15 protein-coding genes are annotated in these 13,513 nt (G+C 36.6%); 6 read left to right on the plus strand and 9 right to left on the minus strand.

Going from position 1 to position 13,513, the window contains the following annotated elements:
* Positions 1 to 8 precede the first annotated feature (8 nt).
* Positions 9 to 947: a flagellar hook-associated protein FlgL gene (flgL, locus tag H3T56_RS07215; RefSeq protein ID WP_034900980.1), complete on the plus strand. Its 939-nt coding sequence runs from the start codon at positions 9 to 11 to the stop codon at positions 945 to 947.
* A gap of 291 nt (positions 948 to 1,238) precedes the next feature.
* Here the strand turns inward: flgL and flgJ are convergent, their stop codons facing one another.
* From flgJ to flgB, 9 genes are read right to left on the minus strand one after another with little or no spacing between them, the layout of a single operon-like run.
* Positions 1,239 to 2,264: a flagellar assembly peptidoglycan hydrolase FlgJ gene (gene flgJ / locus H3T56_RS07220; protein ID WP_198192374.1), complete on the minus strand. Its 1,026-nt coding sequence runs from the start codon at positions 2,262 to 2,264 to the stop codon at positions 1,239 to 1,241.
* A 15-nt stretch (positions 2,265 to 2,279) separates the two neighbouring features.
* Positions 2,280 to 3,386 (minus strand): flagellar basal body P-ring protein FlgI, encoded by a 1,107-nt coding sequence (locus tag H3T56_RS07225; RefSeq protein ID WP_198192375.1) that lies wholly within the window; start codon positions 3,384 to 3,386, stop codon positions 2,280 to 2,282.
* Between the two features lie 11 nt (positions 3,387 to 3,397).
* Entirely contained in the window at positions 3,398 to 4,075 is a 678-nt protein-coding gene (locus H3T56_RS07230) for a flagellar basal body L-ring protein FlgH (protein WP_086321103.1), read from the minus strand.
* Positions 4,076 to 4,097: 22 nt separating this feature from the next.
* Positions 4,098 to 4,880, minus strand: coding sequence for a flagellar basal-body rod protein FlgG (flgG, locus tag H3T56_RS07235; protein ID WP_034900989.1), 783 nt, complete (start codon positions 4,878 to 4,880; stop codon positions 4,098 to 4,100).
* 18 nt (positions 4,881 to 4,898) lie between these two features.
* Positions 4,899 to 5,654, minus strand: a complete 756-nt coding sequence (locus H3T56_RS07240) for a flagellar basal body rod protein FlgF (RefSeq protein WP_034900991.1) — start codon at positions 5,652 to 5,654, stop codon at positions 4,899 to 4,901.
* A 14-nt stretch (positions 5,655 to 5,668) separates the two neighbouring features.
* Positions 5,669 to 6,880, minus strand: coding sequence for a flagellar hook protein FlgE (gene flgE / locus H3T56_RS07245; protein WP_065579054.1), 1,212 nt, complete (start codon positions 6,878 to 6,880; stop codon positions 5,669 to 5,671).
* A gap of 16 nt (positions 6,881 to 6,896) precedes the next feature.
* Positions 6,897 to 7,616 (minus strand): flagellar hook assembly protein FlgD, encoded by a 720-nt coding sequence (flgD, locus tag H3T56_RS07250; protein ID WP_198192377.1) that lies wholly within the window; start codon positions 7,614 to 7,616, stop codon positions 6,897 to 6,899.
* A gap of 13 nt (positions 7,617 to 7,629) precedes the next feature.
* Entirely contained in the window at positions 7,630 to 8,037 is a 408-nt protein-coding gene (flgC, locus tag H3T56_RS07255; RefSeq protein WP_086353945.1) for a flagellar basal body rod protein FlgC, read from the minus strand.
* A gap of 2 nt (positions 8,038 to 8,039) precedes the next feature.
* On the minus strand, positions 8,040 to 8,450 hold the full coding sequence (gene flgB / locus H3T56_RS07260) for a flagellar basal body rod protein FlgB (protein WP_065579056.1): 411 nt from the start codon (positions 8,448 to 8,450) through the stop codon (positions 8,040 to 8,042).
* A gap of 192 nt (positions 8,451 to 8,642) precedes the next feature.
* On the opposite strand from flgB, the gene flgA reads away from it, so the two are divergent.
* The 5 genes from flgA to flhA all read left to right on the plus strand — a co-directional run bounded on the left by flgA (position 8,643) and on the right by flhA (position 13,484).
* Positions 8,643 to 9,269 carry a flagellar basal body P-ring formation chaperone FlgA gene (gene flgA, locus H3T56_RS07265; RefSeq protein ID WP_198192378.1) on the plus strand — a complete coding sequence of 209 codons (627 nt, stop codon included), beginning with the start codon at positions 8,643 to 8,645 and terminating at the stop codon, positions 9,267 to 9,269.
* A 78-nt stretch (positions 9,270 to 9,347) separates the two neighbouring features.
* Positions 9,348 to 9,647, plus strand: a complete 300-nt coding sequence (gene flgM, locus H3T56_RS07270; RefSeq protein ID WP_065579058.1) for a flagellar biosynthesis anti-sigma factor FlgM — start codon at positions 9,348 to 9,350, stop codon at positions 9,645 to 9,647.
* A 23-nt stretch (positions 9,648 to 9,670) separates the two neighbouring features.
* Positions 9,671 to 10,105: a flagella synthesis protein FlgN gene (locus tag H3T56_RS07275; RefSeq protein WP_034901007.1), complete on the plus strand. Its 435-nt coding sequence runs from the start codon at positions 9,671 to 9,673 to the stop codon at positions 10,103 to 10,105.
* 143 nt (positions 10,106 to 10,248) lie between these two features.
* Complete coding sequence (gene flhB / locus H3T56_RS07280) at positions 10,249 to 11,379, plus strand: flagellar biosynthesis protein FlhB (RefSeq protein ID WP_198192379.1); 1,131 nt, start codon at positions 10,249 to 10,251, stop codon at positions 11,377 to 11,379.
* Positions 11,380 to 11,399: 20 nt separating this feature from the next.
* Positions 11,400 to 13,484 (plus strand): flagellar biosynthesis protein FlhA, encoded by a 2,085-nt coding sequence (gene flhA / locus H3T56_RS07285; RefSeq protein WP_198192517.1) that lies wholly within the window; start codon positions 11,400 to 11,402, stop codon positions 13,482 to 13,484.
* The last annotated feature ends 29 nt before the right edge of the window (positions 13,485 to 13,513 follow it).

Here is a 13,513-nt window from a genome sequence, read left to right on the forward strand (position 1 = left end):
ATTTAGACATGCGACTTAGTACTCATTCAATGTATCAAAAAAATCTAAATAGTATTTTAAATACCAATACCAAATGGCAAAAGTCAGGATTACATTTGGCAACCGGCAAGAAAATATTATCACCTTCAGATGATCCGATGGGTGCTTCACAAACATTAATTTTAAAGCAAGCTCAATCAAGAAATAACCAATTTCAAGCAGCGCGAGATAGTGTTGATAAATCATTAAGTCGGCAAGATACAGTATTAAAAGAAGCGAATACTGTGATTCAATCAATCCAAGAAACTTTAGTTTATGCCGGTAATGAGACGTTAAATGATGAAAACAGACAAGATTTAGCTAATAAGCTACAAGGATTAAAAGATCAGTTAATTTCGTTAGCCAATGCTAAAGATACCAATGGTAATTATCTGTTTGCTGGTAATAAAAATGATACCCCTCCTTTTGTGGTCGATGAAAGCGGTAAAGTGAATTATGTCGGTGGTGCAACCACGATTAATGTTTTCATCGATGATACCCGTGAAGTATCGCTAAGTTTTACTGGCCAACAGATTTTTATGACAGGCGCCAATACAGAAGTAGAAAGTGATGTCTTTGCGAGTATCGATTATGCCATAGCGGCATTGCAAATTGGTTTAGATGATAATGACCCTGAAGCTATTGAACAGTTTCGATTAGGTTTATCTAAAGCCAGTCAAGGTGTTGATAACTCATTTGAAAACATCTCTACCGTTAGAGCTGCAGGCGGAAATGTATTGGCTGAAGTCGAAAGACTAACCGCACTGGGTAAAACCTTAGATATTGATTTTGAAACGCAAATTAGTCAAATTGAAGATGTTGATTGGTATGAAGCGATTTCAGATTATGTGATGCTACAAGCAAATTTACAAGCAGCACAATATACATTTATGAACATGCAAAACATGTCATTATTTCAAATGAAATAATCTATTATTAATTTTCTTACGTCCTAAACATTACTATTCATCTAACAAACAGGGGGTGCAACCTCCTGATTATCGATTTGCTTACGGTTATCATTTTATAGTCATACTGTTTTTTATATTGCTATGCTGATGACCAGCTATTTGCTAAAGGGTGAGAAATACGATTATAGGTGATCTCGATATATGTAACTAACGCATTATTGGTTATTTATTGACTATAGAGCAGAGTTTGGTCTACTTTTTGGCTGTGATGATAATGCAATTTATTTAACAGTTATATTTACTTAAGCACTATTTAAAGGCAATTTGTCTAAATCCAGATATTGATTTTTGCGGTGTATTTTGGGCAATTTGCTCGATTCGGCCAATAATTTGGATCAGTTTCTCGCTATAGTTAGGATCAGTTGCATAGTGTGCATCTTGTAGTGCTTTGGCAGCTGTTCTAGCATCGGGAGCATTAACCACTGCACGATAACGTGGGCTTTTGGTTAATAAATTAAGGTAATCAGTTAATGCATGTTGTTTACTATTGTACACCCTAAATTCATCTTTAATTTTAACCATATTGTTATTTAGAAATTCTTGAGTCGTTAATCGAGTTGAATCACCTTGCCATGATGAGGTTGCTTTTATACCGAAATAGTTATAACTCGGCTTATTATCAGCAGTTTTTATCTGTTTTTTACCCCAACTGGTTTCTAAAGCAGCTTGAGCAATAATGACTTCATAAGGAATGCCAGATATTTTCGATGCCTGCTTTGCTGGCTCAAACCATTCGAGGACAAATTGGCTAATATGGTCTTTATCAACTTCGTTGAGCGATGTTGCTAACGTTGATTCATTAACATTTGCTTTGGTTAAATTGTTGGCTTTATGCTGTTGATAAAGCATTTGCCCTAATGCTGCTGGCGATAAATTGGATGAATTATCACTAAATAAAGATTGTGCCAATCGCATATTGGTTTGATTATTATTCGCTTGAGCTTGTGAATGAATATTAAGCGTAGAATGAGGCTGATTAGTTAATTGTTTAACAATAACATTAGATAGCCCCAAACCTTTACCTGCCGCTTGTTGAGCAATTTGTTGATCAAACATAGAGGTAAATAGTTGCATTGCTGATTGATTAAATAAACCGCCATTGGGTACCGCTTTGCGCATAGATTGCATCATCATATTTACAAATAGTGTCTCAAACTGATCGGCAACTTGTTTGATGCTGTCAGTTGATCCACTAACGGCATTACGTTTTAATTGATTAATGCTAGAAAAATCATAAGCAAAACGATTCATAGACTGATTTATTAGGTTTTTCATTTCAATGATTCTGCTTTAAATAGTTTCCAATGCGGCATGCAAACAACCTGCGGTTTTTAATGCTTCTAGTATCGACATTAACTCAGTAGGATTGGCACCTAATAAGTTAAGTGAATGAATAACTCGATTTAGATCAACGCCAGATGCTAAATTCTGCAGTGCACCACCATCTTGCTCGATAGTGACCTCATCATCTGGAACTACTGCTGTGTTGCCACCGGCGAGTGGTGTATTGGGTTGGCTAACTTTCAATTTGTTATTTACCACCACGGATAAATTACCATGTGCAACAGCACAATTGTCTAATTGTACTTTTTGATTCATGACCACGACACCAGTACGTGTATTAATCACCACTTTAGCGGAAATAGGGCTAGCACTAATTTGGAGATTTTGAATTTTAGATAATAATTTAACTCTTGCTTGGCTGTCTTGTGGCATGGTCAATTTTACGGTCATGCCATCTAAAGCAATGGCGATATTTTTTTGCACTTTGTTAATGGCATCAGCAATTTTTGTAGCCACAGTAAAGTCAAAATGGTTAAGATGTAAATGAATAGTGCTGTTTTCATCTAAGCGGGTAACTAACTCTCTTTCGATGGTTGCACCGCTAGGAATGGTGGCACCAGCCATTTGGTTAACTGTTACACTACTGCTTCTACTGCTTGCCCCCATACCACCAACAAAAAGATTACCTTGTGCAATCGCATAAACTTGGTTATCGGCGCCTTTTAATGGTGTCATAATCAATGTACCACCACGCAGGCTTTTGGCGTTGCCTAATGACGAAACAACCACATCAATTTGTTGGCCAACACGCGCATAAGACGGTAATTTAGCCGTGACCATTACCGCAGCCACATTTTTTAACTGCATGTTGCTTCCTGATGGCACGGTAATACCTAATTGTGAGAGCATATTGGTGATACTTTGTATCGTAAATGGTGTCTGTGAAGTTTGGTCACCGGTACCGTCAAGCCCTACCACGATACCATAGCCGACTAAGGCGTTTTCGCGAACGCCTTGTATTGTCACCAAATCTCTTATTCGCTCAGCATAACTAGAAGGGACAACCATTATTAGCAAAACAAAACAGATAAAAGTACGTAATTTATTTAGCATAATAATACTCATTAAAATGGCGAAAGATTAAAAAACAGGCGCTGTAACCAACCCATTGTTTGTGCTTCATCGATGTAGCCATTACCTACATATTCAATACGAGCATCAGCGACCTGAGTTGATATAACGGTATTACTACCACTTATTGTCCGAGGGTTAACAACACCTGAAAATCGAATAAATTCTGTGCCCTGATTTATTGCAATTTGTTTTTCACCAATCACTTTTAAATTACCATTAATCATGACATCTTGAACGGTGACGGTAATGGTACCGCTAAAGGTATTTTTAGCATTGGCACCACCAGAACCCTTAAAATCATTGCTACCTGAGATATCTGTATCGACTTTGCCACGACCTACCAGCCCATCTAAAAAGTGCGGTACAGTTTTTACCCCTAAATTGACCCCACCATTACGGCCGGCATTAATCGATGAACTTTTACTTGCGCTAACGTTTTCTTGTAAAACAATCGTTAATACATCACCAATATTGCGTGGTCGACGATCTTCAAACATCGGTTGATAACCAAAACTACTTGGTTGTGAGGCTTGATAAATAGAGCCACTGGTGTTCACAATTTCTGGCATTTTTGGAACAATACTGGTGTCGCCTTCAACTAATGCCTTTTTAGGTAATTGACTACAACCAACTAACGACAAAGTTATTAAAATATAAAGATATCTCATTACCGCTATCATTTTGTTAGATTTATAATTGATTTAAACGTTGCAACATTTGGTCAGATGCCGATATTGCCTTACTATTAATTTCGTAAGCACGTTGTACTTGAATCATATTAACCAGCTCTTCGGCCACATTCACATTTGACGTTTCAATATAACCTTGGTATAGCAGTCCAGCACCATTGAGCCCCGGTGTATTTTCAGTTGGTGCACCAGAACTTTCGGTTTCTAGATATAGATTTTCACCAACGCTTTCTAATCCGGTGTCATTGATAAAAGTGTGTAATGTTAATTGACCAACTTGTACTTGAGTTGATTGATTAGCTAAGGTGACATTGACAACGCCATCACGTGCTACGGTCATTTTTATGGCATTGGATGGAATGTTAATTGTTGGCTGAATTTCATAACCGGCTGCTGTTACTAACTGACCATTTTGATTAACTTGAAAAGCGCCACTGCGGGTATAGGCTTGTGTTCCATCTGGCATAAGAACTTGGAAAAATCCTTGTCCATTAATGGCAATATCACTACTGTTATCGGTTAATTCTAAATTACCTTGGCTATGAATTCGTTCGGTTGCAACTGGTCTTACCCCGGTACCAATTTGTAATCCTGAAGGTAATGTTGTCTGTTCTGAAGATTGCGCGCCAGGTTGGCGAACTGTTTGGTATAACAGATCTTCAAAAACGGCGCGTTGGCGTTTAAAACCACCTGTACTAACGTTGGCTAAATTATTGGAAATAATATCCATATTCATTTGTTGCGCAGTTAAACCGGTTTTTGCAATCCATAATGATTTAATCATTGCTGTTTCCTATTTTAGTTAAGTTAACGATAATATTTGGTTGGCTTTTTGGGCATTTTCGTCGGCAGTGGTAATTTGTTTCATCTGCATTTCAAATTGACGAGAATGGCTAATTAGATTCACCATTGCCGTAACCGGATTAACATTACTGCCTTCGAGTGCTCCAGACATCAATTTTGCATTTGGGTTATCTTGTAACACGGCACCACGATTATTTATGGTTGCCTCAGTGGCATGGAAAAATCCATCATCACCACGTACCAATTCATTGCGTTCTAGGTGAACTTTTTTTATTTTTCCTACTTGGGCAATGGTGGTGCGTTTATCGCCAGCACCTAGAGCTGATAAAGTCCCATCAGTACTGACACTAACTTGTGAACGCTGAGGTACTGTTAATACGCCATTATCACCAAGTAACGGAAAGCCTTGAATGTTAAGTGTGCCGTTTTCATCGATTTGAATCGCACCATTACGGGTATATCCTTCACTGCCATCAGCTAATTGTACTGCTAGCCAATCGTCTTGGGATAAAGCAACATCTAAATTGCGTCCAGTGTAATTAAAGGCACCGATTGTTGAATCATAGGTTGGCGTAGTTGCCGTCACCATGGTTCTTGTCGGCATACTACTACCGACAATGGGAACGGCTTTCATTGCTGTTAATTGCGCCCGAAAGCCAACTGTCGATACATTAGCTAAATTATGACTAGTTATGGACTGTTGATTTAATGTTTGGCTGGCGCCAGACATAGCAGTATAAATAACGCGATCCATAAATACTCCTTAAACTATCTTAAATTAACCAATGTATTAAGGATTTGATCCTGAGTTTTAATGGTTTGTGAATTAGATTGATAATTACGTTGGGCAACAATCATATTAACTAATTCTTGGCTCATATCGACATTGGATGATTCAACTGCACCACTGGTTAGTAAACCAAAAGTACCGGTATTAGCTGAGCCTAATACTTCACCACCTGATTTAAGCGTCGCCCGCCAGTTATTGTTACCGGCTGATTCTAAGCCATTAACATTGGCAAAATCAGCCATGGCAATTTGGCCTAATAACATCGTTTGTTGGTTAGAATAGACGCCATAAATTGAGCCATCATCACTGATACTATAACCAACTAGATCACCAGCAGCATAACCATCAACGACAGGGGTTTTAATGCTACCGACTTCTTTACCCATATTTTGTTGCGTACTGTTTGCTAATGACAGCGTGAAGCTATTGTCGGCTGAACCATTAAGCCCATTAATATTAATCGTCATTTCTGGATCACTAATTAATTTGCCTGATGAATCAAACTCCATTTGTCCTAATGCTTGTAGGCTTGCGTTAGGATCACTACTATCAAGATAATGAACATCCCATTGATTATCAGCCGTTTTAACATAAAAAAGCTGAACATTACGTTGATTACCTAAAGAATCATAAGTGGTGATCGTGGTTGAATAATTAAAGGTATCAGCATCGGTGGCATTAATTGGTTGTTTTTCAGGTACTTTGCTATTTGAATTTAAATTTGTTTGCAAAGAGGCTTTATTGGTTGCTGATGCATTTAACATCTCTTGTGAAATCTTTAATGGGCCTGGTGCTGAACCTTGTTGGATCTGTGGTGGTGTGCCTGTGGCAAGATAACCGGTTAATTGAAAACCATCCGCTGAGATAATATTGCGATCAGCGTCTAATTGAAACTGGCCATTACGGGTATAATAGATTTGACCACTACTATCAACTAAGCGGAAGAAGCCATTACCAGAGATAGCAACATCTAGACTATTATTGGTGGAGGTTGTGGTGCCATCATTAAAATTTTGCATAACCGCAGCCACTTTGACGCCCATTCCTACTTTTGAACCAGCATAGATATCGGCAAATGAAATGCTAGCACTTTTAAAGCCAACTGTTGCAGAATTGGCAATATTATTACCTATAACATCTAATTGTTTTGATGCGGCATTCATACCACTAATTGCTTGAGAAAATCCCATATTAACTTATTCCCCTTTAAAGAATTTGACGTACTTCGTCAATACTAATTGAACCAAGTATCCCTAAATCAAGTAATACTTTATTATTAACTTTGCTATTAATTACGCCGTACACAACCGAGTAAGATAGTGGTGTGGATGATACTTTTTGCCCGTCATAAGTGGCATTAACCGAAAACGTATAACTACCATCTGGCGCTAGTGTTCCATCATTCAGTTCACCATCCCAAGTAAAAGAGCTAACCCCAGCAGGAATCGAACCTAAATCGACCTCACGTACAACATTGCCATTTTCATCTTTGATGGTAATGACTACTGACTCAGCATCACGCATAAGTTCAAAGCCAAATGGTGTGGTAATAGTTTCCTTTTCGCTTTCCGAACCTTCCACTTCTGATGTAGCAACCAAAATTTTATTACCTGGAACCATGACACCTTTACCAATCATGTTGCTGGCATTGACTGATAAGCTATCGTCAATTTGGCCTGAAACCATACCTAATGTGGTATTCAGTCGTTCGATACCCGCTAACGTATTGATTTGAGCTAATTGCGAGGTTAACTGACTGTTATCCATTGGATTGGTAGGATCTTGATTTTTCATTTGGGCAATAAGTAATGTTAAGAAATTATCTTGTAGTTCCTGACTAGAGTTACCATCAGACGTACCTTTCTTTAGCGCTTGTGGACTGGCCATATTAGTTGATTGTGAAACTGCTACATTTGAGATACCCATCAATTACGCCCTTTTATTGTCCTAGAGTCAGTGTTTTTAGCATTAAACTTTTTGCGGTGTTAATCACTTCTACATTTGCTTGGTAGCTACGAGATGCAGAAATGGTATTAACCATCTCAGCTACTACATCAACGTTAGGTTTTTGAATGTAGCCTTGTTCGTCAGCCAAAGGATGATTAGGTTCATAAACTAAATTCATTGGTGCAGGATCTTCAATAACTTGTGCTACTTTTACTCCAGCAACACTATTGGAATAACCATTGTCATCGACTTGAAAGATAACTTGTTTGGCTCGATAAGCTTGACCAGAAGTACTGGTAACACTATCAGCATTAGCTAAATTACTGGCACTGACATTCATTCGTTGTGTTTGTGCCATTAAGGCTGAACCAGAAACCGAAAAAATAGAGAAGCTCATGATGATTATCCTTGCTGTAATACCGAAATGACATTTTTAAACTGTTCACCTAAAAAGGTTAAATTACTTTGATAGTGGATACTGTTATCCATAAAAGCAGTTCGTTCTTGATCCATCTCAACAGTGTTGCCATCAGCAGATGATTGATAAGGAATACGATAAAGAAGATTATAATTAGTGAAATCAGCGCTAGTTATTTGAATATGTTTTGCAGAAGTAATATTTAGTTTTATATTATTGTGGGTCGATTGATTATTGATGGCTCTATTTAATTCAGTATTAAAATCAATGTCCCTCGCTTGGTAATTAGGCGTATCACTATTAGCAATATTGGTTGCAAGTATATTTTGACGTTTTTCACGAACATTGAGTGCTTGTTGGTGAAAATTAACGAAAGTATCTAATTTATTTAGCATAAAATCATCTCATCCTGATAGATAAAAAGAATTTTAAGCAAATCAAAAAAAAATCATCGTATAAATAACGATAAAAATTGCCCTTATTTCAACATTCGATAGCTGGGCTTATAAAGTACAATTTAGTTATCAATAATTACATGAACCCCAACAAATATGCCTCAGATTATTAGATTGTTGTTTCTTTTTTGTATGTTAGGTTGTTCAAAAATAGTTTGTGCCACTGCACTTGAAAAACAAATTAGTGATCTGATCCATCAACAACTTATTGATGTGAATGTTGATAAAGTTGTCATTAATTATCCAACTGCAAAACCACAATTAAGTTGTGACTCACCAACATTGGCGATATTGAACAAAAATAAACAATGGGGCAATTTAACCATTACCGCCAAATGCGAAAATATCACTAAATATATCCAGATATACGTCGCTGTGAGTGGCCATTATGTTATTGCTAAACAAGCAATTAGTGCAGGAACATTAATTACTGAACAACTGGTAAAAATGCAGTCTGGTCAGCTAGATAAATTACCAGCAACAGTAATTTTAAATCAATCTGAAGTTATCAATCATCTTGCTTTACGTAATATTAATGATGGTGAAGTAATAAAAAATTCAATGCTGCAGAAAAACTGGTATGTTAAAGCCGGTCAAACCGTAAAGGTCATTATTAATGGCGAAGGTTACTCAATTGCAACGCATGGCAAGACATTAAGTAATGGGGCATTGGGAGAATCAATTAATATTAAACTTAATACGGGTAATGTTGTTGAAGGTGTTGTTAGTGAAAAAGCTATCATTATTATTAATAAATAAAATTAATGATTTTTTGATTTTTGCCGATAATTAGACTAAACCAACCCTATAAACCTTGACTTGAATTAAAGGAATTTTATGAGTATAGATGCAACAAAATTGGTTACAGCAGTATCGGGATTGCTGAATCGTGATTTAATAAATGGACAAAATAAAGAAACTAAAGCATCTGTGCAAACGTCAAATAGCTTAAATTTGAATAGCAATGTCAAATTAAGCCAAAACACTATCGCATTATTACATTCGACAGAAAATGATATTGATATTAGTAAAATTGAGAAAATAAAACAGGCTATTACTAATGGTAACTTAGTCATCAATCCAAATAAAATTGCAGACGAAATTATTAAGCAAACTCTTGAAGAGATTGAAAGCTAATTAATTTTTGAAGGAATATCATAATGTTAGAGTTAGATAACATTTTTAATAATGTAACAGTCATGTTGCAATCACTTTCAGATATTCTAGAGTCTGAACAGCAAATCCTAATTGGGACTAATACAATTAGCCAATTAAATGACGTTATAAATCAAAAAAGCCAATTACTTATTGAGTTAAAGTTACTTGATGAAAAACGGCTAAAAGTAAGTGCACGCTATAATATCCAATCACCTTATAGTGAAAACCCAGAGCTAGCGTTGAAATGGCAAGCCATCACTAATACCACTCAACGATTAGCTCAAATCAATCGGGATAACGGTATACTTATTCAAAATCGTATGAATATGACACAACAATCGATTGATTATTTGAAAAGTATTAATAACCCCGCGGTTTACACTTATCACGGTTATCAACAGCCTGAAACTATTTCATCTAAACGTGCTAAAGTTTAATCATTTTAATACTATTTAAAGCTAAACGAGCTAAATAACCAGTAATTTAGGGTCTTATTAAGCCAATAACTTTAATAAGTTACGTTCATACTGTGCTATCAAAGTAAAGTGTAATTAGACAGTAAAATTGGTTTAACTGATATATGGCTGATGATAGTGATCTAGAGAAAAGTGAACAACCCACCGATAGTAAATTAAAAAAGGCTAAGGAAAAGGGGCAAATTCCTCGATCTCGTGAGTTAACATCGCTAATTATATTATTAGTTGGCATTATGTTGTTTTGGATAATGGGAACACATTTTGTTAGCAAATTAAAAGCAATTATTCAACAAGCCATGTTAGTTGCCCACCGAACCGATGATGATAAACAGATTATTTTCAATTTAATTAATTTATTAACCGCTGGATTTTGGGCGATTTTACCTATTTTTGTGGGATTAGTTATAGTCGCTATCATTGCTCCGCTTAGTGTTGGTGGTTTGCTGTTTAGCCTACAATCGATTAAACCTAATTTAGGCAAATTGAATCCTATTAGTGGATTTAAACGGTTATTTAGTCTGCGAATTTTTTCCGAATTGTTTAAAAGTATTCTTAAAGTGGTTTTAATCGCTTTTGCTGCTGCCCTATTTTTGATACATCAATTTCCTAATATGCTGGCACTACCCAGTATGTATTTAAATAATGCGTTATCTCAGGTAATGCAATTGCTGATTTACGCTAGTTTATTGATTGTATTAGCCTTAATACCAATGGTTGGTTTTGATATTTTTTACCAAATATGGAGCAATTTGAAAAAGTTAAAAATGTCGAAGCAAGAAGTGAAAGATGAGTTTAAAGAGCAAGAAGGTAATCCGCAAATTAAAGGGCGTATTCGACAAATGCAGCAGGCAATAGCAAGGCGTAGGATGATGAAAGATGTCCCTAAAGCTAATGTTATTGTTACTAACCCAACCCATTATGCGGTTGCTCTGCAATATGATGAAAAAACCATGAGTGCGCCCAAGATATTGGCTAAAGGTACCGATAATATAGCGAGCAAAATCAAACAAATTGCTCAAGAGCATCAGATCCCGCAATTAGAAGCGCCACCTTTAGCTCGAGCATTATATCGCCATGGTGAGATAGGTAAATCAATACCAGCAGAGCTCTATGCTGCGGTAGCACAAATTCTCGCCTGGGTTTATCAATTAAAAAGATGGCATAGATATGGTGGTGAAAAACCACTCAAACCAACCAATTTATCAATCCCAGAATCTTTATATGTGAATAAATAAAGGTAATTGCAATTGTTATGATGAAATCAAAATTAACTAATCTATTATCAATAAATAGCTTAAAAAATGGTCATTATCGAATTTTAACTGGACCAATGCTGATTTTATTGATTCTTTCGATGATGGTATTACCTTTACCAGCATTTATTTTAGATCTCTTTTTTACTTTTAATATTGCCTTATCTATTATCATTTTGATTGTGGCACTGTTTACTAAGCGAGTTCTTGATTTTGCCGCTTTTCCCACCGTTTTATTGTTTGCAACTTTATTACGCTTATCTCTTAATGTTGCCTCAACTAGAGTGGTGTTACTAAAAGGCCATACTGGTAGTGATGCGGCTGGTCGAGTAATTGAAGCTTTTGGACACTTTTTAGTTGGTGGTAATTTTGCCATTGGTATTGTTGTGTTTATCATTTTAGTTATTATTAACTTTATGGTAATCACTAAAGGCGCGGGTAGGATAGCTGAAGTAGGTGCTCGCTTTGCATTAGATGGTATGCCGGGTAAGCAAATGGCTATTGATGCCGACCTTAATGCAGGACTAATCGGTGAGGATGAAGCTAAAGCTCGGCGTGCAGAAGTTACTCAAGAAGCCGATTTTTATGGCTCCATGGACGGGGCAAGTAAATTTGTGCGTGGTGACGCTATCGCTGGTTTATTGATTATGGCGATTACCATTGTCGGTGGCTTATTAGTTGGCGTGATGCAGCATGGTATGACATTATCCGATGCCAGTACAACCTATGTGCTATTAACTATTGGTGATGGATTAGTTGCGCAAATTCCTTCCCTAATTATTTCCACTGCTGCAGGTGTTATTGTGACTCGGGTCACTTCACAAGAAAACATCAGTGACCAAATGTTAAAGCAGTTATTTAATAATCCACAAGTATTAATCTTAACTGCAGTTGTAATTGGGTTGCTTGGACTTATTCCGGGTATGCCAAATTTAGTATTTTTAATGTTTACGGCTATTTTATCACTCATTTCGTGGTGGTTAAGCAAACAAAAGAAACTTGAAAAGTCAGTGTCTACTCCGCAACAAAATGTAGCAGCAACTAAACCGACAAATGTTGAAGCTTCATGGTCTGATGTCAATATTGAAGATATTTTAGCGATGGAAGTCGGATATGGCTTAATCCCTATGGTTGATCAAAATCAAAATGGTGAATTACTAGGCCGAATTCGCAGTTTACGCAAAAAGTTTGCCCAAACATTAGGTTTTTTACCACCACAAGTACATATTCGCGATAACCTCTCATTATCTCCTTATCAATATAAAATTTTTATAAAAGGTGGCGAAATAGGTCAAGGTGAAATTATGAATAACAAGTGGTTAGCGATTAATCCTGGCACAGTGACCGAAAAAATTGATGGTATTGCAACAACTGAACCAGCATTTGGTTTACCTGCGGTTTGGATAGATGCCAATAATAAAGAAGCTGCCCAAATATTAGGTTATACCGTGGTTGATACCAGTACCATGATTGCTACTCACTTTAATCACTTATTGCATCAATTTGCCAGTGATCTATTAGGGCGTTTAGAAACGCAAGAATTACTGGATCGCATCAAACAAGATATTCCTAAATTAGTCGAGGATTTTATTCCTGGTGTCGTACCATTAACCACGTTTCATAAAATTTTACAAAACTTGTTGGCCGAAAAAGTCTCTATTCGTGATATGCGTACGATTATTGAGACAATTTGTGAACAAGCAGCTAACCAAAATGATGCTTACCAGTTACTTAGTATTGTTAGAATAGCATTGGGTAGAGTGATTACTCAGCAGTGGTTTCCGGGAACTGAGCCGGTAAAAGTGATTGGATTAAGTATCAGTTTAGAGCGAATATTACTGCAAGCGTTACAAAATACCAGTAATGTTGAGCCAGGTTTGGCGGAACATATACTCCAACAGCTTCAGCAAGCCCTTAATCAACAAGATGCAATTGGTGCACCGCCAGTTTTATTAGTTAATCATACCTTGCGGGCTATGTTGGCGCAGTTTTTAAGACCTAACTTTCCACAATTAGCGGTATTATCAAATTTAGAAATTAGCGATAATCGTGAAATCAAAGTGACCTGTCAAATTGGTAGTGAATAGATAAGAGATAAACCAAAAAGTCTTACCTA

Source organism: Gilliamella sp. W8123, from assembly GCF_016101085.1.
GTDB lineage: Bacteria > Pseudomonadota > Gammaproteobacteria > Enterobacterales > Orbaceae > Gilliamella > Gilliamella apis.